16 protein-coding genes and 4 tRNA genes are annotated in these 20,400 nt (G+C 44.0%); 5 read left to right on the forward strand and 15 right to left on the reverse strand.

What is annotated here, in order from left to right:
* Window positions 1-32: 32 nt before the first annotated feature.
* From nth to MHN32_RS15550, 12 genes are all read right to left on the reverse strand, one after another.
* On the reverse strand, window positions 33-665 hold the full coding sequence (gene nth / locus MHN32_RS15495) for an endonuclease III (RefSeq protein ID WP_010607376.1): 633 nt from the start codon (window positions 663-665) through the stop codon (window positions 33-35).
* Window positions 666-764: 99 nt separating this feature from the next.
* Complete coding sequence (locus MHN32_RS15500; RefSeq protein ID WP_174170854.1) at window positions 765-1,463, reverse strand: electron transport complex subunit E; 699 nt, start codon at window positions 1,461-1,463, stop codon at window positions 765-767.
* Window positions 1,460-2,095, reverse strand: coding sequence for an electron transport complex subunit RsxG (gene rsxG, locus MHN32_RS15505; RefSeq protein WP_174170853.1), 636 nt, complete (start codon window positions 2,093-2,095; stop codon window positions 1,460-1,462). Before rsxG ends, MHN32_RS15500 begins: the two co-directional genes overlap by 4 nt.
* Window positions 2,092-3,153: an electron transport complex subunit RsxD gene (gene rsxD / locus MHN32_RS15510; protein WP_010607374.1), complete on the reverse strand. Its 1,062-nt coding sequence runs from the start codon at window positions 3,151-3,153 to the stop codon at window positions 2,092-2,094. The genes rsxG and rsxD overlap by 4 nt, the downstream gene beginning before the upstream one ends.
* Entirely contained in the window at window positions 3,150-5,843 is a 2,694-nt protein-coding gene (gene rsxC / locus MHN32_RS15515; RefSeq protein WP_239422272.1) for an electron transport complex subunit RsxC, read from the reverse strand. The genes rsxD and rsxC overlap by 4 nt, the downstream gene beginning before the upstream one ends.
* Before the next feature lie 9 nt (window positions 5,844-5,852).
* Window positions 5,853-6,407 (reverse strand): electron transport complex subunit RsxB, encoded by a 555-nt coding sequence (rsxB, locus tag MHN32_RS15520; RefSeq protein ID WP_010370380.1) that lies wholly within the window; start codon window positions 6,405-6,407, stop codon window positions 5,853-5,855.
* A 2-nt stretch (window positions 6,408-6,409) separates the two neighbouring features.
* Complete coding sequence (gene rsxA / locus MHN32_RS15525; RefSeq protein ID WP_010370383.1) at window positions 6,410-6,991, reverse strand: electron transport complex subunit RsxA; 582 nt, start codon at window positions 6,989-6,991, stop codon at window positions 6,410-6,412.
* A gap of 598 nt (window positions 6,992-7,589) precedes the next feature.
* Window positions 7,590-9,533, reverse strand: coding sequence for a GGDEF domain-containing protein (locus MHN32_RS15530; RefSeq protein ID WP_239422273.1), 1,944 nt, complete (start codon window positions 9,531-9,533; stop codon window positions 7,590-7,592).
* A gap of 187 nt (window positions 9,534-9,720) precedes the next feature.
* Window positions 9,721-9,797 (reverse strand) — tRNA-Asn (locus MHN32_RS15535).
* 47 nt (window positions 9,798-9,844) lie between these two features.
* Window positions 9,845-9,921, reverse strand: a tRNA-Asn gene (locus MHN32_RS15540).
* 34 nt (window positions 9,922-9,955) lie between these two features.
* Window positions 9,956-10,032 (reverse strand) — tRNA-Asn (locus tag MHN32_RS15545).
* Window positions 10,033-10,051: 19 nt separating this feature from the next.
* Window positions 10,052-10,128: transfer RNA gene (locus MHN32_RS15550), tRNA-Asn, on the reverse strand.
* A gap of 1,261 nt (window positions 10,129-11,389) precedes the next feature.
* On the opposite strand from MHN32_RS15550, the gene MHN32_RS15555 reads away from it, so the two are divergent.
* Both MHN32_RS15555 and uvrB read left to right on the forward strand, forming a co-directional pair.
* A complete protein-coding gene (locus MHN32_RS15555; RefSeq protein ID WP_010607370.1) occupies window positions 11,390-12,766 on the forward strand; it encodes an MATE family efflux transporter in 1,377 nt (458 codons plus the stop codon).
* Window positions 12,766-14,769, forward strand: a complete 2,004-nt coding sequence (uvrB, locus tag MHN32_RS15560) for an excinuclease ABC subunit UvrB (RefSeq protein WP_102056245.1) — start codon at window positions 12,766-12,768, stop codon at window positions 14,767-14,769. Before MHN32_RS15555 ends, uvrB begins: the two co-directional genes overlap by 1 nt.
* 55 nt (window positions 14,770-14,824) lie before the next feature.
* Here uvrB and MHN32_RS15565 read toward each other — a convergent pair whose 3' ends face one another.
* Together MHN32_RS15565 and MHN32_RS15570 are read right to left on the reverse strand one after the other, a co-directional pair.
* Complete coding sequence (locus tag MHN32_RS15565) at window positions 14,825-15,418, reverse strand: porin family protein (protein ID WP_010607368.1); 594 nt, start codon at window positions 15,416-15,418, stop codon at window positions 14,825-14,827.
* A gap of 137 nt (window positions 15,419-15,555) precedes the next feature.
* The gene (locus tag MHN32_RS15570) at window positions 15,556-15,927 is read right to left on the reverse strand and encodes a hypothetical protein (protein WP_239422274.1); all 372 of its coding nucleotides are present in this window, start codon (window positions 15,925-15,927) and stop codon (window positions 15,556-15,558) included.
* A gap of 261 nt (window positions 15,928-16,188) precedes the next feature.
* Here MHN32_RS15570 and MHN32_RS15575 point away from each other — a divergent pair, with 261 nt between their 5' ends.
* Complete coding sequence (locus tag MHN32_RS15575) at window positions 16,189-16,695, forward strand: winged helix-turn-helix domain-containing protein (RefSeq protein ID WP_235368895.1); 507 nt, start codon at window positions 16,189-16,191, stop codon at window positions 16,693-16,695.
* Between the two features lie 29 nt (window positions 16,696-16,724).
* Window positions 16,725-17,453 (forward strand): Sir2 family NAD-dependent protein deacetylase, encoded by a 729-nt coding sequence (locus tag MHN32_RS15580; RefSeq protein WP_239422275.1) that lies wholly within the window; start codon window positions 16,725-16,727, stop codon window positions 17,451-17,453.
* A gap of 18 nt (window positions 17,454-17,471) precedes the next feature.
* Here MHN32_RS15580 and MHN32_RS15585 read toward each other — a convergent pair whose 3' ends face one another.
* On the reverse strand, window positions 17,472-18,131 hold the full coding sequence (locus MHN32_RS15585) for a hypothetical protein (RefSeq protein WP_010607364.1): 660 nt from the start codon (window positions 18,129-18,131) through the stop codon (window positions 17,472-17,474).
* A 101-nt stretch (window positions 18,132-18,232) separates the two neighbouring features.
* Here MHN32_RS15585 and MHN32_RS15590 point away from each other — a divergent pair, with 101 nt between their 5' ends.
* Window positions 18,233-20,389: a tetratricopeptide repeat protein gene (locus MHN32_RS15590; protein ID WP_239422276.1), complete on the forward strand. Its 2,157-nt coding sequence runs from the start codon at window positions 18,233-18,235 to the stop codon at window positions 20,387-20,389.
* The last annotated feature ends 11 nt before the right edge of the window (window positions 20,390-20,400 follow it).

Raw genomic sequence — 20,400 nt, forward strand, 5'->3', positions numbered from 1 at the left:
ATAACTCAATTCATTATTATTTGAGTGGAAGGTTATTCCGTTTTCTCTTTAAACTCACATAAGTCTTCAATAATACAGCTGCCGCATTTGGGCTTTCTTGCTGTACATACATAGCGGCCATGGAGAATAAGCCAGTGGTGGACGTCCACTTTAAACTCTTTTGGTACCACCTTTTCTAGCTTTTGCTCGACTGCTACTACATCTTTACCCATGGCAAATTTGGTGCGATTGGAGACGCGGAATATATGGGTGTCTACGGCAATTGTCGGCCAGCCAAAAGCGCAGTTTAGTACCACGTTGGCGGTTTTTCGGCCGACACCCGGCAGTGCTTCTAGTGCTTCACGGTTTTCAGGAACTTCGGAGCCGTGTTTGTCGACGAGGATCTGACACATTTTATAGACGTTATTGGCTTTTGAATTAAATAAACCAATGGTTTTGATATAGTCTCTTAAGCCTTCAAGGCCAAGCTCCAGAATTTTCTCAGGTGTGTTGGCAACAGGGAAGAGTTTGCGTGTCGCTTTGTTTACCCCAACATCAGTGGCTTGTGCTGAGAGGGTAACGGCAACTAAAAGCTCGAAGGGTGACGAGTATTCTAGCTCAGTTTCAGGGTGCGGATTTTCGTCCCTGAGTCGCGTGAGTATTTCTATACGTTTTTGTTTATTCATAAGATTTACTTGCTAAATTCAATGACGGTAGCATGCAGTTACTTTCATTAAGCAGCGATAGTGACGGTATCGCTGCAAATTGGCATTATTATTACCGCATTAGTTTAAGTTAGTGACCCGTGCTCTAGGACCTTTTACTTCTTCGGCTGTTGGCGCTGCTTTGGCTTTGAGCTGAGCGTCGATAATGTTTTTAGCGGCAATCAAAAAACCAAGGCCCAAAAAGGCGCCTGGTGGCAGGATTGCAACTAAAAATTGATGATCGAATGAGAAGATCTCAATACGCAATACACTTGCCCAGTTGCCAAGGAGTAGCTCGGCACCATCAAATAGTGTTCCTTGACCAATCAATTCGCGCATTGCACCCAGTACAAATAGCACCAGTGCAAAACCCAGCCCCATCATTAAACCATCCCAAACCGATAACAACGGACTATTCTTCGAAGCGAATGCCTCGGCACGACCAATAATGGCGCAGTTGGTCACGATCAACGGTATAAATATGCCAAGGGACTGATACAGACCAAAGGTATAAGCGTTCATGAGTAGTTGAATAACCGTAACAAAGGCGGCGATGATCATCACAAACACGGGAATACGAATGTCTTTTGGCACCCAGTTTCTCACCACCGATACGGTAAAGTTAGAACCAACCAGTACCAGTAATGTGGCAATACCAAGCCCCAAGGCATTGGTTACCGTTGAAGTTACTGCAAGGAGTGGACACAGCCCTAAAAGCTGTACCAGTGCAGGGTTATTTTGCCATGTACCTTCTTGAAAGAGCGATTTAAACTGACTCATTGCGACACCTCGCAAGTATTAGGCGCGTTAAATAGCGCATCAAAATGCGTTTTGGCAAACCATGCGGCCTGATTTACCGAGGTTACCACGGCACGTGGGGTAATGGTTGCGCCAGTAAATGAATCAAATTGACCGCCGTCTTTTTTCACATTCATTTTAGGATCTGCTTCACCTTCAACTTGAACACCGTTGAAAGTCGTTACCCAAGCCGATTTTGCCAGCTCGACCTTATCACCAAGGCCTGGGGTTTCTTCATGGCGCGTTACACGCACACCTGAGATCAGACCTTGTCTATCGATAGCGGTTAAGACATCAATATTGCCACTGTAGCCTTTGGGGGTGATGTGTCTCACTAACAGGGCTGAGGGTTCGCCATTGAGTCTGGCTCTGTAAATGGTGTGCGGGCCGCCAGGGCCGAGTTCTAGTGCGTTGCTGGTGGTGCAATCCAAATACAGTGTATTGTCGTACTTACCTGCTGCAATCACCTGAGAAAGCAGTTGCATCAGGTGCTGCTGCTCTTGGCTGGCAATTTTATCTTTGGTGAGGTCATTAATCAGTGCGACCGCCCCTGTTGTTGCCAGTGCAAATGCCGCGAGGATGAGGCCATTTTTCTGCATCGATTGAATTATCATGATTTTGCTCCATGACCATAAGTACGAGGCTGAGTGTAATGATCGATAAGTGGTACGGCCATATTCATGATCACAACTGCAAATGCAACGGCGTCTGGATAGCCACCAAATTGACGAATAACATAGACTGTTAAGCCGATTGCCGCGCCGTAAATCAGGCGACCTAAGTTAGTGGTAGAGGCCGACACCGGATCGGTGGCTATAAAAAAGGCACCAAGCATAGCGCCGCCACTTAACAAATGGAATAGGGTGCCCGGCTCTGATTCAGGGGCAATGATATAGCCAATTGCGCTAGCAAGGCCAAGACTGGCAATAAAGGCTACAGGAATATGCCAGTTGATCACTTTGGCTTTTAGCAGATAAAGACCACCTAGCAAAAAGGCCAGGTTAACATATTGCCAACCAAGTCCCGCAAGTGCTCCAAAACCCTGCTTATTCATCGCCTCATTCACGGTTAAGCCTTGCGAGACTGCGGTTTTTACCGAGTCTAATGGCGTGGCACCAGTCGCACCGTCAATCACCCCTGCACGCCATACGTCAAGTGAGACACCTTGGCTGGTGGACTCGGTAAAGATCATCGCGAGTTGGTCGACAAAGCTTAGCGACTCTAGCGTGAGCGCTTGAATAGGTGACCATGAAGTCATTTGTACAGGGAAGGAGATCAGCAATAATACATAGGCCGCCATGGCCGGGTTGAAAAGGTTAAAGCCTAGGCCACCGTATAGCTGTTTTACAATTGCGATGGCAAAAAATGCGCCAATGACAGTTATCCACCAAGGGGCTAGTGGCGGAATACTGATGGCCAGTAGCACAGCAGTGAGCCAAGCACTACCGTCGCTGAGGCTGTGCCATATCGCTCGACCTCTTAGCTTTAGCACTAGCGCTTCAGCAAGGCTTGCGGTAATAAGCGCCAAAGCCAACTGGATCAATACACCAAAACCAAAATAGTAGGTTTGGACTAAGATCCCGGGAATACAGGCTGCCATGACGGTCATCATGATTTTGTTGACCGACTTATGGCTATGATTGTGCGGGGATGAGGCCATGGTTAGTTTCATGACGGTTCATTTCCTTCTTGTTCTTTCGCTTGCTTCTTCGCTTTTGCTCTTGCAATTGCGGCTTTAACGGCGGCTTTTTTACGTGCTTCAGGGCTGGCTTGTTGCTGCTCAGATGTGCCCTCAGCACCTTGCTCTGTACCGCTGGAGTCTGTTTCTGATCCCGCCGTTGGCTCATTTGTTTCTTCGCCTTGCTCACTCACGCTTTCGCCAGCTTCTTGTGCCTCTTTAGCGGCTTTTTTGGCCTTAGCTCTGGCAATTGCGGCGGCAACGGCAGCTTTGCGTGGATCTTCCTCGGCGCTTGCCGTTGGAGCGGCTTCTGCTTGTTCGCTCACGCTTGCGCCAGCTTCTTCCGCCTCTTTAGCAGCTTTCTTGGCCTTAGCTCTGGCAATTGCGGCGGCAACGGCAGCTTTACGTGGATCTTCGTCAGCACTTTCCGTTGAGGCGGCTTCTGCTTGTTCGCTCACGCTTGCGCCAGCTTCTTCTGCCTCTTTAGCAGCTTTCTTGGCCTTAGCTCTGGCAATTGCGGCAGCAACGGCGGCTTTGCGTGGATCTTCCTCGGCGCTTGCCGTTGGAGCGGCTTCTGCTTGTTCGCTCACGCTTGCGCCTGCTTCTTTAGCCTCTTTAGCAGCTTTCTTGGCCTTAGCTCTAGCGATTGCGGCGGCAACGGCAGCTTTACGTGGATCTTCCTCGGTGCTTGCCGTTGAGGCGGCTTCTGCTTGTTCGCTCACGCTTGCGCCAGCTTCTTCCGCCTCTTTAGCTGCTTTCTTGGCTTTAGCTCTGGCAATTGCGGCAGCAACGGCAGCCTTTTTATCGCTTGGCGCTGCATTGGCTTCAGGCTCAGCTGTGTCTTCTGCGGCTGCTTTTTTGGCTTTAGCCCGGGCGATTGCAGCAGCTACGGCTGCCTTTTTATCATCTGTTGCTGCTGGCTCAGACTCAGATGATGCTTGGGCTGCGGCCTTTTTCGCCTTTGCACGGGCAATGGCGGCGGCTACTGCGTCTTTTTTATCTGTGCTTTCAGGCTGATCAGTTTTTTCTTCTTTATATTTACGCGCCTGCGCTTTGCGTTTTTCACGCTCTTCTGCAATGGCGCTGTTATCCGGCTCTAATTCGCCGTTCTCACCTCGTTTGGCTTTGGCGCGTGCAATCGCAGCTTGGACTGCGGATTTATCTGACTGCTTATCCTTAACGCGTGAGAGTGCTTCTTGCACTTTTTCTTTATCTGCGGCTCTCGGCGCAGCACCTGCCGAACGGCGTTTATGTTTATTTTGGCGTTCTTCTTGTTCGCGCTCTAAGCGCTCTTTTCTTGCCTCAAAACGCTCTTTAGCACGCTCTGCTTTGACTTGTTCGAGCTTTTGTTCGCGAATGTCGGCTTTGGCTACACGATAGTATTGCACTAAGGGGATTTCGCTTGGACAAACATAAGAGCACGCACCACATTCGATACAGTCAAAGAGGTTGTATTCCTCTAACTTTTGGTACTCTTTGCCTTTAGCAAACCATTGTAACTGCTGTGGTAATAAGCTTTGAGGGCAGGCATCTGCACAGGCACTACAGCGAATGCATGCCTTTTCGTCCCCCGGGATCGCAAGTTCTTGGTTGTCTGGCGCGAGTATACAGTTGGTGGTTTTGACCACTGGGATCCTAACCGATGGCAAGGTAAAGCCCATCATTGGACCGCCCATGACTACGCGCTGCGCCTCTACTGGTGAAAAGCCTTGTGAGTCTAGCAGGTGCTTTATTTCAGTGCCGAGTAAAGCCCACACGTTGCTTGGCTGACCAATGGTATTACCGGTCACGGTAACTACACGCTCAATAAGTGGTTTACCCTCAAAAATGGCTTGCCAAATTGCGAACAGTGTTCCAACGTTCTGCACTAGAACGCCGATATCCGCTGGTATTCCAGCACTTGGTACTTCTTTGGAAGTTAATAGCTTGACCAGTTGCTTTTCACCACCTGAGGGGTATTTGGTTGGCACACTACGGACTAAGATATCCTGATTATGCTGAGCCGCTGCGGTGATCGCCACAATGGCTTCTGGTTTATTATCTTCAATGCCAAACAACACTTTTTGTGGCTTCAATATACCTTGTAGCACTTCGACGCCTGCGATGATTTCTTTGGCGTGCTCACGCATCAAACGATCATCGGCTGTAATATATGGTTCGCACTCAATGCCATTGACGACTAAAAACTCAATGGGCTTTGGGCTGTCTGCTTTGACATAGGTTGGGAATCCCGCACCGCCCATACCGGCAATACCAGCTTGGTGGATAATATCGATAAGCTGTTTGTTATCCAGCGTGCTAATGTCGCTAATTGGGTTCAGTGGTGTCCACTTATCTTCACCGTCTGGGCGCAAAATAATACTGAGCTCAGGTAGCGCGGATGGATGCGCCGACGGCATCGGTTTTATCGCTTCAATGGTGCCAGATGTGGGGGCGTGAATGGGCAGCGACCAGTTCGTGCCTGGAGCCGTCAATGCTTGACCCTTAAGGACGTGATCGCCAGAGTTAACTAACAGGCTACCATTGGCACCAATGTGCTGCTTTAGTGGCAGGATTAGTTTATCAGGCAAAGGTAAACGAGCAATCGGTTGTTGGTTGGATAATGTCTTTTGCTCTGGTGGATGGATGCCACCTGGGAACTGCCACAGTTTTCCGCTTTCTATTTGTTCAAGTAATGTTTCCACTTAAACCTCTTAATCAATCTGTGTCACAGGAATGGCGTCTAGCTGCCACTTCCACGTTTGCTTGGTCTGTGCAACCGGGATCATATCAATACAATCGACCGGGCAGGGCTCGACACACAGATCGCAGCCTGTGCACTCGTCGATGAGCACGGTGTGCATTTGTCTGGTTGCACCAACGATAGCATCCACGGGGCAAGCTTGAATGCATTTGGTACAGCCAATACATTCGTCTTCACGAATGTAAGCCACTTTCTTGACCGGCTCTGCGTCTTCTCCGCCAGCCAGTGGCTTTGCTTCTACGCCCATTAAGTCCGCCAGTTTTTTCACTGTAGCTTCACCGCCGGGAGGGCATTTATTTACGTCATCGCCATTCGCAATCGCTTCAGCGTAAGGTCGACAGCCGGGATAGCCACACTGGCCGCATTGAGTTTGTGGCAGAATAGCGTCTATTTGTTCAACAATTGGGTTGCTTTCAACTCGGTATTTCACTGCTGCATAGCCAAGCACAATACCAAAAATAAGCGCCAGCGCACCCAGTGCAAGTAATGCGTAAAGTAATGTCATATCTAAAACTTAACCAATCCAGAAAAGCCCATAAACGCAAGCGACATAAGTCCTGCGGTGATCATCGCTATCGATGCGCCTTTAAAGGGGGTCGGCACGTCAGCGACAGCCAAACGCTCACGCAAAGCGGCGAATAGCACCAAAACCATAGAAAAGCCAACCGCAGCGCCAAAACCATAGACTGCAGACTCTAAAAAGGTGTGGTCTTTTTTGATATTAAGTAGTGCGACGCCTAGTACAGCGCAGTTGGTGGTGATCAAAGGTAAGAAAATTCCCAGTAACCGATACAAGGTTGGACTGGTTTTACGTACCACCATCTCTGTAAATTGCACAACCACAGCGATAACCAAAATAAAGCTCATCGTTCTTAAAAAAGTGAGATCGAGCGGCAATAAAATATACTGATTGACCAAATAGCTGGTGACTGAGGCTAGCGTAAGAACAAAGGTGGTCGCTAACGACATTCCCACTGCGGTATCCAATTTTCCAGATACCCCCATAAATGGACATAAGCCCAAAAATTGGACTAAAACGAAGTTATTCACCAGCACGGTGCCAATGAGCAACAAAATGTATTCGGTCATTCCTGCCTCTATAACTTATTCACTTTATGCGGGTTTTCCCGTCAAATCGAGGTGATAGTTAACTGTATTAAAGAACTTACTAGGTGCAAGTTTTGACTGGATTTAATTCTGCTAAAAATACTTTTTAGTAGAATTAAACCGATAGCACCGTTCCGCTTTGAATTTTTTAAGTGAAAACATGTGCCTTGCTATCATTTAAGCTAGCGTCTCACATTTTATGAGGCTGTAGCTTGTCATGTAATGCTGACAGTTTTCATTCAGTTATTAGCAAGTAATCCTAATTCAGAGTTTGCTTATCAGGCTAAATATATGATTCTTTAGCAATAAAATCATAGTGATAGAGTGATTTTATTGCTAGATATTGGATTACCGCTAGCGCCGAAATAATCTTCAAGCTTATCTTTGTGAACTTCTTAAGATCCCATGGACAAACTTGAATGATAATTCCTGCCAATAGTAACACAGATTGTAACTGGTGTGGCAAATGATAGTGTGTGAAAGTCAGCGCAATGGCAGCGGGAAAGGGAAGGGCAAATACGTTGCCCTTGGAACTTTCGTTAAACTTGGATAAGGGGAGAATTATCCAAGCTCTGGTTACTTAGATTTCTTTCGGCTTTTCGATGTAATAGCCTTGTACACCGTCCAAACAAAGCGTTTCGACTATGTGTTTTTCTTCTTGGCTCTCGATACCTTCGGCAAATACGTTGACACCGATACGGTGCGCAAGGTCAACCATTAAGCGCATAAAATATTGATTATTCTTGTCTTCTTCAAGACCACGAGTATAGCTTGCATCCATTTTGATATAGTCAGGCTTTAAGTCTCTAAAAAACTTAAACGACGTCAAACCCACACCAAAACGCTCAACGGTGATACGAGCGCCGGCACGATGCACCATATCAATAAAGCGCTTACTGGCTTTAATATTTTGCTGTAAGCCAAACTCGCTAACTTCAAATACCAGTTTAGAGGCGAGATTGGTTTCTTTTAACAAACGACGCTCTAACCAGATCACAAATTGATCGTTATGAGCGCTCGATGCGGTGACATTGATCCCAAAATACTTTTCATTAAAGTTACGCGTTTTGATAAGTTCTAGCGAGGTGTCGATGATCAGCTGATCAATCTCGATGGCCATTTCCAGCTTTTCCGCCATGGCAAGGAAAGAAGCCGTTGGTAGCATCTGTCCTTCTTCAGTTTTGAAGCGAGACTGGATCTCAGCATAGGCCTTAGAATTTTTACCAATTGGCATGATATTTTGCATCATCAAGCTAACACGTTTGCTGTTGATCACATCGCGGATCACGCGACGCCAGTTTTGGTTGCCAAATCCAGCACTAACGTTATTCACTAGGTCAGATTCACGCTGAATATGCCAAGCATTGGCTTGCTTGCTTTGTGCCATACTCATGGCATTATCAACAACCGAGAGTAGCTCTCCAAGTGGTTTACCGTTCTCGTAAGGTACAATCCCAGTGTTTGCAACCGATGATAGTTCTTGGTTTTGCTGGAACTGAGTAAAACGCGCTTGCAGTGTTTCACCAAACTCTTCCGCTTCTTTACTTGGCACATTGGGTAAGATCACTGCAAAATCGGAACTATTTAAACGGAACACCTGGCTGCCGGCATAAGTACCTGTAACGTGCTTGATGATATCCGATACCGACTTAATGTATTCATCACCTTTTTGATAACCACGAGTTTGGTTAATGACCTGCAATTCAGAACAGCGGATCATCGCCAACGAGCCAAATGCCTTTTTAGCTGATGACTCAATATACTGCTCGTAATGTTCAACGAACATATTGCGGTTGCCAAGATCGGTGACTACATCTTTATACGCTTCTTGCTTGATAGTGTGAGCGGCATTTTTAATGTCTTCTTGCTTTGACTTTAAAAAGCTAGCTAATCGTTTAAAAGAGGGGACTAAATCATGCCCGAGTTCCGCCACTTTGCCATCATTAAAATCAAACTCAATATTGTCGGTAACTTGGTTTTGTGTGATGTATGAATCTACCGCACTGGCCACTGTCATACTGACGTTGCGATTGAGCTTCTTATAGACGCCTTGCATAAAGAAAACAGGAATAAAGGCAACTAACGCTGAAATAATGATAAGCAGCAGTAGGGCTTGTTGTAGTAATTGCGCCTGGCTTTGTGCATTGATCAAGAATTCAATTTTGATGTCTTTGGTATCGTTAACAGCAAATTGGGGGCGAATAGCATTGATATTTGATTCTATGAGTTCGGCGATAAAGGGGAGGTTGCTTGGTGTGTTGACTTGCAAAACAGTTTGGCCGTCAAAGTCTCGTACGATAAAAGTTGAGAAAACATCCCCGCTATTTAAGGCCTGACGGATATGTTCAGGAGTAACTTCAGTGAGTTTCTTATCCTTTATATACTCTGTCACCATGGTATGGGCACTTTGTTGTGCTTTGTTGATTGCAGAGTCAAAACTTGTTGCGAAAAAAAAGCTACCAATCAAGGAGAATAATAGCCAAGAGGTGACTTGGAGTACGATAAGTTTTTTAAAACCAGCCATAGTACGCTTCTTAAAGAGAGTTATTCCATAGTATCGGGTGCATTGCCAATTTCTTTATCAAATTCATCGGTTTGATTTTTGTCTGGTCGATAAATTGCAGAGAAGGTTGTTATTCGGGCAAATGCAGTGAGAATATTGCTTGTAGAGTAGTGTAAATGCTGGAAAAAGTCTAATGCTTTCGTGGAATTGGCTCCCCCTCCCCGACTCGAACGGGGGACCTGCGGATTAACAGTCCGTCGCTCTAACCAACTGAGCTAAGGGGGAACAATTTGGAACTTTAGAAATGCTCTTTTGAGCACTATCTTATTGATTGGCTCCCCCTCCCCGACTCGAACGGGGGACCTGCGGATTAACAGTCCGTCGCTCTAACCAACTGAGCTAAGGGGGAACTACAATAAAATGTTGACTTTCCGGTGAAGGAGTGGCTCCCCCTCCCCGACTCGAACGGGGGACCTGCGGATTAACAGTCCGTCGCTCTAACCAACTGAGCTAAGGGGGAATAGTCAAGTGTGAGAATTTGGCTCCCCCTCCCCGACTCGAACGGGGGACCTGCGGATTAACAGTCCGTCGCTCTAACCAACTGAGCTAAGGGGGAAGCGTATCTCTCAACGGGGCGAAATATTAATGACGACATTGCAAGGTGTCAACCACTAAAATCACAGAAACGTAAAAAACTCTACTAAGCGATGAATTAATGCGCTATTTGTTGGCTTTTTAGCTTGTTTAGTATTATTGATATAGGTCCTGTTGACCTTTGCGGTTTGATTTTTGTTCCCCTGAGTGGGTTTTGAGCGCGGCGCTCGACTTGCCGCCTAGTAATCTAAGCAAAAGTTGAGTGATAGGTAATTTATCATCGTTAATATAATGACTCTTAGCGAGTTTCGGTTTTAAAAACCTCATATCATGAAGAGCTGCAAAATATGAAATAGAAGCTGTTGTATAAAATTCCTAAATCATCATGTAGGGGGATGTCGAATAAAATTAACATATACAGTGTTTACTGTTTATCTATACAGTGATATATTCTGTTTAATGTATTTTTTGAACGTTTTGTTTGAATTATATCCCTAACTGCTCATTTTATGATGTTTTCTTGAGATCTTTAAATCATTGCAATTGTCACGTGAATGAGATCAATGAGCATGAATAGTGTGATATTGATAATCTCTATTTAAACGCGGTGTAGCAAACAGTAAGTAGTTACTATCGTCAAAGTGAGAATCAATAAATTAATAAAAAGTTCAATTAAAACAGTTGTATATGTGATCCTCGTTATTTTTAGTAGCTAGATGCTTTTTACTTCCAGAAGCAAGGTTAGTCTAGAGATCTAAATTGATCCAGTTGTTGTTTTAAGAATGATCACACTAAACTCGCCGTTGATCAAAATTACTCCAAGCTGAAAACCTTTATTCTATTGGCTTGGAGCGACTTATCCACGGAATCTGTGGATAACATTGTTTATTATTATTTGAGAAGTATTGCAAGACTATGAAATTAGGGCGCTGCAGCCGTTTCAAGTAAAATTCGATAAATATTTAATTTCAACAATATCAATAGGTTATATTTGATTGGTTATTTTTGTTTATTTGTTGCTCAGTGTGAAGCTTTTATGAACTTTTTACCTTTTTGGTTGTGCAAAAAACATGCTACTTTGCAAGCGAGGTTGTAACTTTTTTGTCAAAACTTACTGAATCGTTATTTTCAACACTAAACCTTAATCCTGTGACGTAACACAAGCTTTTTATAGGTAACTGTTGCTAATTTAGACTTTATAACGACTCTTAACGTTTCCCACATAGCGTCAACATCTTGAATAGCATACAATGAGCCGCTTAAAGTATCAGAAATAGGTTGTTATGACTCAAGCTAAGTCAAATTCCAATGGCAACGATATCCTTTTTGGTGATATTGGGGCGACTTTAAAGCGAATGACGATCCCCATGATATTCGGGATGATCACGCTGATGATGTTTAATCTCGTTGATACTTTCTTTATTAGTATGCTTGGCACCGAGCCGCTCGCAGCAATCAGCTTCACCTTTCCAGTTACCTTTACTGTAATTAGTTTAGCCATCGGGCTAGGTATTGGCACATCCGCCGTTATCGCGAAGGCTTTGGGTAGCAATTTGCTCGACGAAGCTAAGTTTGATGCCGCAGTGGCTATTATTATCTCTGCCATTTTTGTTTCGCTGCTTTCTATTCTTGGTTTTATTTTTGTCGATGAGATCTTTATTCTCCTCGGGGCAGGTGAAGCGGTTATGCCATTTATACACGACTATATGTCGGTGTGGTTCATTGGCTCGATTTTATTGATAACGCCGATGATTGGTAATTCAGTACTGCGTGCCAGTGGTGATACCAAAACGCCAAGTTTAGTCATGGGACTCGGGGGATTAGTAAATGCGGTGCTGGACCCGATATTAATCTTCGGATTTGGGCCAATTGATGCAATGGGTGTAAAAGGGGCTGCAGTGGCCAGTGTGTTATCTTGGAGTCTTGGGGTAACTATTATTTTATATTTGCTGATAGTTAAAAAACGTCTTATCTCACTGTCTGCAAAATACACCAGCTTCACAAATGCGGCAAAAAAAATTCTCACCATCGGCCTGCCTGCAGCTGGCGCAAATATGCTGACGCCGTTGGCAATGGCGGTAATGACCGCACTTATTGCCAGTTATGGACCAGAAGCTGTGGCCGCATTTGGCGTTGGGAGTCGTATCGAGTCTATCGCAAGTCTCGTGGTTTTGGCGCTTTCTATGACTTTGCCTCCTTTTGTAAGTCAGAACTTTGGTGCAAAACAATACCAGCGTGTGTCTGATGCCTATACCCAAACACTTAAATTTGTGCTTGCTTTTCAATTTGCGGTCTATCTATTACTGGTATTGAGCGCTTACTACATCAGTCATACTTTTGGTAATGAACCTGCTGTCGTTGAAACCATACAGTTATTTATTTATATCATGCCGCTAGGATACGGCCTTCAAGGCGTGATCATATTAACCAATTCGTCATTTAATGCGTTGCATAAACCGATGAATGCGCTCATTCTAAGTGTGATCCGGTTGTTCATATTTTATGTACCTATTGCTTATATAGGCTCACAGTTGGCAGGATTACCAGGGCTATTTGCAGGGGCTGCTTTGGGGAATTTATTTACCGCAGCCATAGCCTACAATTGGTTTAAGAAAGTAATTAATGAAATTGCAGCAAGCGAGGTTCAAAAGGAGGCGTAATGGAAGATAAGTTTCAGCTAGTTTCTGAGTTTCAGCCAAACGGAGATCAACCAACTGCGATTGCTCAGCTGTGTGATGGTTTAGAATCGGGCCTTGCACATCAAACCTTGCTGGGGGCTACGGGGACAGGTAAAACCTTTACCATGGCCAACATCATTAATAATCTTAACCGTCCTACAATCATTATGGCGCATAACAAAACACTAGCGGCGCAATTGTACGGCGAAATGAAAGAGTTTTTCCCTCATAATGCGGTTGAGTATTTCGTCTCTTATTATGACTATTATCAACCCGAAGCCTATGTCGTTGCCAGCGACACTTTCATTGAGAAAGACGCGTCTATCAATGATCACATTGAGCAAATGCGTTTATCTGCGACCAAAGCTTTGCTTGAGCGCAGAGACACTATCATCGTCGCCTCAGTTTCAGCTATTTACGGCCTTGGCGATCCCGACTCTTATATGAAGATGATGCTGTTGCTGAAAGTCGGTGAAACTATCGATCAGCGCGACATGTTAAGGCGTTTGGCAGAACTACAATACACGCGTAATGACATGGATTTTAGCCGTGGTACCTATCGAGTTCGCGGTGAAGTTATTGATATTTTTCCTGCCGAATCGGAAACCATTGCGGTACGGGTTGAGATGTTTGACGATGAGATAGAGCGGATCAGTTTGTTTGATCCCTTGACTGGTGCCGTTGAGAAACACCTAGTTCGCGCAACTATCTATCCAAAAACCCACTATGTGACGCCAAGAGAAAAGATCCTTGATGCCATTGAGCGTATCAAGGTGGAATTAAAAGACCGCCGTACTCAATTATTGGATAAAAATCGCTTAGTTGAAGAGCAGCGCATTGCTCAACGTACACAGTACGACATTGAAATGATGACCGAGCTTGGCTATTGCTCTGGTATTGAAAATTACAGTCGATATTTATCGGGACGTGCACCAGGTGAGCCACCACCAACTTTGTTAGATTACTTGCCGGATGACGCGCTTATGATCATCGACGAGTCTCACGTTACTGTTTCGCAGGTTGGTGCGATGTACAAAGGCGATCGCAGTCGTAAAGAAAACTTGGTTGAATATGGTTTTAGATTGCCGTCTGCGCTAGATAATAGGCCACTAAAGTTTGAAGAGTTCGAAGCGATTTCGCCGCAAACTATTTATGTTTCGGCGACTCCTGGTGATTATGAATTGAACAAATCTGCGGGTGATGTTGCCGAGCAAGTGATCCGTCCAACAGGGCTATTAGATCCAGAAGTAGAAGTGCGTCCAGTTGCAACTCAAGTTGACGATTTGCTCTCTGAGATCTACAAACGGGTGGAAGTGAATGAGCGTGTACTGGTTACTACGCTAACAAAACGCATGTCAGAAGATCTGACCGATTATCTTAACGATCATAATGTTAAGGTACGTTACTTACATTCTGACATCGATACCGTTGAACGTATGGAGATCATTAGAGACCTGCGCAAAGGTGTCTTTGATGTACTCGTTGGCATCAACTTATTACGAGAGGGCTTGGATATGCCCGAAGTTTCTTTGGTTGCCATTCTTGATGCTGATAAAGAAGGCTTCTTACGCTCGACACGCTCTCTTATTCAGACAATTGGCCGCGCGGCACGTCACTTACATGGTAAAGCGATTTTATATGGTGATAGGGTGACGAACTCAATGCGCCAAGCTATAGATGAAACGCAAAGACGTAGAGAAAAGCAAGAGGCGTACAATGAGACCAATGGCATTACCCCAACGGCACTCAATAAGAAGATCACGGATGTGATGGATCTCGGTGAGGAAGTGGCTGATGACAAAGTGGTTGATATCGATGCCAAATTTAAACCAGGTATGCCTGCAATGGATGCGAAAGAGATCGCTAAAGAAATAGACCGACTCGAAGCACAAATGATGAAGTTTGCTAAAGAGCTTGAGTTTGAAAAAGCAGCTCAAGCGCGCGATCAAGTTCAAATCTTACAAAAGCGTTTGATTAAAGCCTAGGTTTTAAAGAATAAAAAAGCATGTGAGACTCACATGCTTTTTTATTGGTTGGGTATTAGAAGCGGTAGCTGACACCCAGAGATAGGCTCGATGTATCCAAGTCACCCATATCAAGGTACTTATAGCCAAGGTTAACTGCCATGCCGTTATCCCAGTCATATTGCCAACCCGCTTCAGCGACAAAACCGATGCCATCGTCGGTAACTAATTTAGTGCGGCCACGAGTGATTTCGTAATCGTAGTAGTTCGCACCTAATTTGCCGTAAAAATAGCTGTTGTCAGAAATTTGATAGTAGCCTTTTGCGGCAACAACAAAGTTATCAAATTCTAAATTGTTAGCGCCAAGGCCAAACAAAGTTTTGTTGTTTTGCGTACAGGTAAACTTGCGATCATTTTCGTCCTCACACTTCCAATCATCTAAGTCTTCACCGCTGTTATAACCTAATTCAAGCGCCAAAATTGGCGTAAAGTGATAGTTGTAATACAGGTATGCTTGGCCTACACCATCACCATCTTTGCTTGAGCTTTTATAAGAAGCGCCGCCGCCAGAGATGTCTAAACCAACGCGATGCGTCTCGTTATTTTGTTCTGCAAAAGACGATAAACTTGTTGTGAGTAATGCAAGAGATAAAAGCGCTTTAATTTTCATAATCAATGTCCGTTGTGGTTAACTTGAGGACAGTATAAATAGGGTAGGTGTCAAGGTCTGTTGGGGGGCTGTCATAAAGTGTAAGAAGGCGTCTAGTTTGGTTCTCTTTATTTTACAAATATAAATAGTTGCACTTGCTAAGTACTTTTAGCTGCCGTAGGTTTTGCAATGAGCGTTTGGTATTTTAGTATGGTTGTCAATGTCAAAATCGCAGCAATAAGCCCACTCCATATGTGATGCATGATCAAGTGACTTGCAATGAACATAGGTACGTCTTGCCAGCCATCAATAAACAAAAGTTTACCCAATAACAACAAGTAACCGAGCAGGTGCGAGAAGGTCACAAACTTAAAGGATTTAATAAATTCGCTTTTTGCATTGGTTGAGAGGGTGGGTATATTGAGATGTAGCGCGAGAATAAAGACTGTTGAGAGCACAATACTGACAAGTCCCAGCCCGAGTAATGAGGTTTTTATCAACACGATGGAGTAGATAAAAGCAAGTAACATGAGTCAGCCTAACAATTACAGAAAATGCAGTTTATATATGCTTAGGTTTTGAGTCTATTCGAATTATTCTAAGGATTAGGTAGTGATTTTCTGAGTGATCGCTCTATACTAAAGCCGATTTTATCAATAGTTTGTAAACCGATGTAACATTGCCCTATATTTTCGCGGCATGTTTCGTTATAAATGCAATGTTAAGTTGTAGTAAATTCGAATAAAACAATAACTATTACAGTAATTAAGACCAAGTTGGGAACTAGGGAAATGAAATTCGCTTTTAAGGATTTTTTGTTTGATAGCAAAGAACTGAAGCTTTATAAAGACGACAGAAAGCTCAATTTAAAACAAAAACCTGCTCAGATATTGGAGCTATTTTTATCTGCTCCTCAAACCATCCACAGTAAAGAAGACATCTTAGAGAAGGTATGGCCAGATAGAAAAGTAACCGATCAGGTCGTATTTCAAAATATTGGCCATTTACGTGCTTTGTTTGGTGATGATGCCATCAAAACCTTTTCACGAAAAGGGTATCAATGGCAGATCCCTTGTACGGCCTTTGAAGGGACTGCGGAAGCTCAGGCTTCACCTCAGACTACTCCCCATGAGTCGACTAAACAGGATGTAAAATCGGTGGAAGAAGAAACTGTAGTGACTGAATCACCTTCTGAAGTGTTCGAAAGACCAGAATCTATTGGTAGCAAACTGCCTATGTTTGGGCTTGCGGGTGCACTTGTGTTGCTAGCCTTGGGTATCTACTTTACGTTATCGTGAGCCAAATTTACTTGAGTTGAGGTTGTGTCATGTTGCAAACGTTGTATATCACAGGTGCAGGGGTGAGTGCCGAAAGTGGTATTCCGACTTTTCGAGGAGATGATGGTTTTTGGACGGTAGGTTCGGCTAATTACACTCCTCAAGAAATGGCAACGCGAGCAATGTATAAATCGCAACCGGCGGAATTCTTAAAATGGTACTACCATCGTTTTGTGGTTTACCGTAATCACGGCCCCAATCAGGTTCATCAATGGCTTAGTGATAAAAATGTGATCACGCAAAATATCGACGGTTTAGATGGTAAAGCGGGAAATAATCATTTTATTGCGATCCATGGACGCGTTGATCAGGTGACTCTCTTTCATACCCAAGGTGAGCCCACAGCGTGTTTTACTGCCCCTTGGGATGAGGTAGACGAAAGTCGATTGGCCGAGTCGTTGTTAGCACTTTTCAAGATCGCGCGACAAGGCCCAGAAAAAGGCGTGTCACTTAAACCCTATGTATTGTTATTCGACGAATACTACACCGATCTGTATCGTATTAGCGAAGCACAGTCACGAATGTATGCTGCGGATAGAATCATTTTTATGGGCACTTCCTTTAGTGTCAATATCACTCAAATGGCCTTGGAAATAGCAAGGCACAAAGCAATTCCAATTGAAGTGGTTGACCCAAACCCAGCGCACTTACTTTACAAACAAGTCACCTATCACCGCATGACAGCAAGTGAATACATCGCCAGTTTGCCTGCCTCTTAATTTAAAGCCTGAGGAAAGTTAGCCTGCATTGCTTTGATAGTAAGTGGCTAGCAGAAATTGTTTATATTCACTGAGCCGGTGTTGTTGTTGGAGGTGTGATTCAATCACTTTAGCGTTATGGGGTTCCACTGCACTTATATGTCGCCTTTCGATTTCCATCAAGCCAAGTAACGCACTTAATTCTTGAATGCTCAGTGGCGCAGTATGGCTATTAAAAGCTAAGTAGCATTCTAGAGGTGTTAACTTTTTTGCATTTCTTTGACTCAGCGCATTTTGAAGTAGCTCTTTGCTTTCAAAGTGCAATAAGGTTCTAAGGTAATTTAGACCGTTATCTTTCGCGGACATTTGCGATAAAAGGATATGTAGTATGTTATTTCCTTGCGGGTTAAGGTTATTGATTTGCTCAGCTTGGATCAATGGTGTTGAAAAAAAGGCAAACTTCTCCAAGGAGTTAATCGCAGCTATCATCGCCTCTGGAAAGCGTGCTGCTTGTAAGCAAACACTCGCTATATCTTGATAGTGGCCATAGAGTACAGTGTTACTCTGCGCACTTTGAAAAAGAAACTTGAGGACCTCAATCTGCTCGTCTTTGGTCACCTGTGCATACACGGCTTTTATTTTTTCTATATCCGCGCTTTTTAACGCTAACAAAAACTGAGTTAGACAATTATTCGACATACATAGAACCACAATTTATTATTTAATGCTCACGCAATATGATAGCCTATTCGCCTGCTGTTTTGCTCAATTTATAATGATAATAAAAAAGAGACGATAACGTGTTGCACTTTAAGATAATCCTGCTTACTTGTTGCCTACTACTAAGCCCACTAGTTCACGCTAATGAGCGTTTATATGATGCTTTTATAAAAGAAATTCAGCAACAAGAAACACGTGATAGTGCGCTTCAAAAAGTCGACCAAGTATTAGAGTCAGGCTTAACGCCTGAGGAAATCGCTGACGTTCACCATAAGACCACAGTTGCATTAAAAAACGGTTTCCAGCTCGAAGAGGCACATAAATGGGTGGAGCGTTTTAAACAGGTATTACTCTCACATCACTTACCCGAATATGAAGCTAAATACTCGTTAACGTATGGTGACCTCATGCTTAAAGAGGGAAAGTTTAGCGATGCGATTAGTTATTTAAACCTAGCCGTGTCTCAGCTATCGGCGCTTGATATGCATCGATTGTTAAGCCACGCTTATCGCTTTCGGGCTGCTGCTTACAAAAGCAATGGCAGTTATAAAGACTCGATAGAGAGTTACGAACTCTCAATTGAAGTGGCAAAGAAGTATGAACTCCCAGATTTGCAAGTGTCTGCGATCACTCAGTTAGCAGATGTTTACTCGGATCTTTCATTACCGGACAAGGCACTTGAATTACTGCAGCAATCGATAGCGGTACTAAAAAGCCAAAAACAGGAAAATACGGTTTTACTTGGACAAGTTTACTATAACCTAGGTGGTGCGCATCAAGTGATTGGCGACCATGCAAAGTCGCTTGAAGCTTATCAAACCGCATATGACTATGACATTAAAGCGGGCAATGTCGTTTATTCAGCTTACACGTTGATCCGCATTGGTCGTGAACAAATGAAACTCAGCCAATATGACAATGCACAAGCGTCATTTGAAAAAGCATTTACGATTTTCGAGGAGAATGACCACACCAGAAATCAGGGCTGGGCGCTGAGCAATTTGGCTGAAGTTAAATTAAAAGCAAATGAAAAAGCTAAGGCTCAAGAGTATGTTGAACAGGCGCTAGAGTTAATTGAACCGGTACAAAGCAAAGTGCTTTATCAAGAGACGATGACTACCTATGCGCAAATTGTTTTACCTGAACGAGCTGATTTTTTTATTCAAAGTATGGAGCAAATTATTGCTCAAGATGAGGTTTATCTTGGCCTCAAGGAAACCGCATTACGAGTGTTAAAGGACGCCTATAGCGCGAAAGGTGACTTTGAGTCTGCGCTTAATTATCACTTGCAATATGCGGAATCTAAGGTTTCTCAGCTTGAAAAAGAAGCCAGTCAAAAAGCCTTGGCTTATCAGATGGATACCGAGTACCAGAAAAATCAATATGAGCTACAAAGTCTAAAAACACAGCGTGATGTAGAACTGGCTGAACAGCGCGTAGAACAAATAGTAACGGCAGCAGTGGTGGGAGTTTTGGTCGTTCTACTGAGCGCGTTCTTATTACTTGCGAGAAACAAACGTCGGGCACTTGAACTCGAGAAGCAGCTTCTCAACAAAACTTTGGATTTAAAGCAGCAACTACTTGCAGATATTTCTCATGAATTAAGAACACCGCTTACCGTACTTAAGCTGCATATTGAATCTCTTGAACATAATTTGGTGGAAAATCCCCAGCAGAGCTACAAAGTGCTTAACCGCCGTCTTGATACTCTTAACACATTAATTAAAGATATCTACGAACTCGCGCAGGCAGATACCGGCAGCCTTAACTTGGCGTTAGAGCGCGTCAATGCCAAACAAGCCTTTATTGGTCTTGTTGAAGATATTGATGACTTTGTGACGGATGAAGGGCTTGAGTTTAATGCCCATATTGAACTACCTGATGAGCTGGAAATCGACATTGACGTAACTCGGTTCGCTCAGGTATTTAATAACTTGGCTCGTAATAGTGTGAATTATACTGACAAGCCGGGAGAAGTCTGTGTGGATATTAGCTATCAAAGCCAGCAAATCCAATGTGTTATTGAAGATTCAAGCCCAGGCGTGGGCGATGAAGCTTTGGGGAGATTGTTTGAACGTTTGTTCCGCTGTGATAAGTCCCGTAGCCGAGATCTTGGTGGCTCCGGCTTAGGTTTATCTATTTGTCAAAAACTGGTTGAATTGCACGGTGGTAGCATTGCCGTTGTGCACAGCGAATTAGGTGGGTTGAAAGTGAGTGTTATTATACCTTGTGAGTAATAACACAAACC

Source organism: Pseudoalteromonas sp. Of11M-6 (assembly GCF_022347905.1).
Lineage (GTDB): Bacteria > Pseudomonadota > Gammaproteobacteria > Enterobacterales > Alteromonadaceae > Pseudoalteromonas.

Bases quoted from the DNA above. Each gene is read 5' to 3' on its own strand.
- uvrB (WP_102056245.1), top strand. From the start codon at position 12,766: ATGGAAGATAAGTTTCAGCTAGTTTCTGAGTTTCAGCCAAACGGAGAT.
- MHN32_RS15530 (WP_239422273.1), bottom strand. From the start codon at position 9,533: ATGGCTGGTTTTAAAAAACTTATCGTACTCCAAGTCACCTCTTGGCTA.
- rsxD (WP_010607374.1), bottom strand. From the start codon at position 3,153: ATGAAACTAACCATGGCCTCATCCCCGCACAATCATAGCCATAAGTCG.
- MHN32_RS15585 (WP_010607364.1), bottom strand. From the start codon at position 18,131: ATGTCGAATAATTGTCTAACTCAGTTTTTGTTAGCGTTAAAAAGCGCG.
- nth (WP_010607376.1), bottom strand. From the start codon at position 665: ATGAATAAACAAAAACGTATAGAAATACTCACGCGACTCAGGGACGAA.
- MHN32_RS15565 (WP_010607368.1), bottom strand. From the start codon at position 15,418: ATGAAAATTAAAGCGCTTTTATCTCTTGCATTACTCACAACAAGTTTA.
- MHN32_RS15575 (WP_235368895.1), top strand. From the start codon at position 16,189: ATGAAATTCGCTTTTAAGGATTTTTTGTTTGATAGCAAAGAACTGAAG.
- MHN32_RS15570 (WP_239422274.1), bottom strand. From the start codon at position 15,927: ATGTTACTTGCTTTTATCTACTCCATCGTGTTGATAAAAACCTCATTA.
- rsxG (WP_174170853.1), bottom strand. From the start codon at position 2,095: ATGATAATTCAATCGATGCAGAAAAATGGCCTCATCCTCGCGGCATTT.
- MHN32_RS15555 (WP_010607370.1), top strand. From the start codon at position 11,390: ATGACTCAAGCTAAGTCAAATTCCAATGGCAACGATATCCTTTTTGGT.
- rsxA (WP_010370383.1), bottom strand. From the start codon at position 6,991: ATGACCGAATACATTTTGTTGCTCATTGGCACCGTGCTGGTGAATAAC.
- MHN32_RS15580 (WP_239422275.1), top strand. From the start codon at position 16,725: ATGTTGCAAACGTTGTATATCACAGGTGCAGGGGTGAGTGCCGAAAGT.
- rsxB (WP_010370380.1), bottom strand. From the start codon at position 6,407: ATGACATTACTTTACGCATTACTTGCACTGGGTGCGCTGGCGCTTATT.
- MHN32_RS15500 (WP_174170854.1), bottom strand. From the start codon at position 1,463: ATGAGTCAGTTTAAATCGCTCTTTCAAGAAGGTACATGGCAAAATAAC.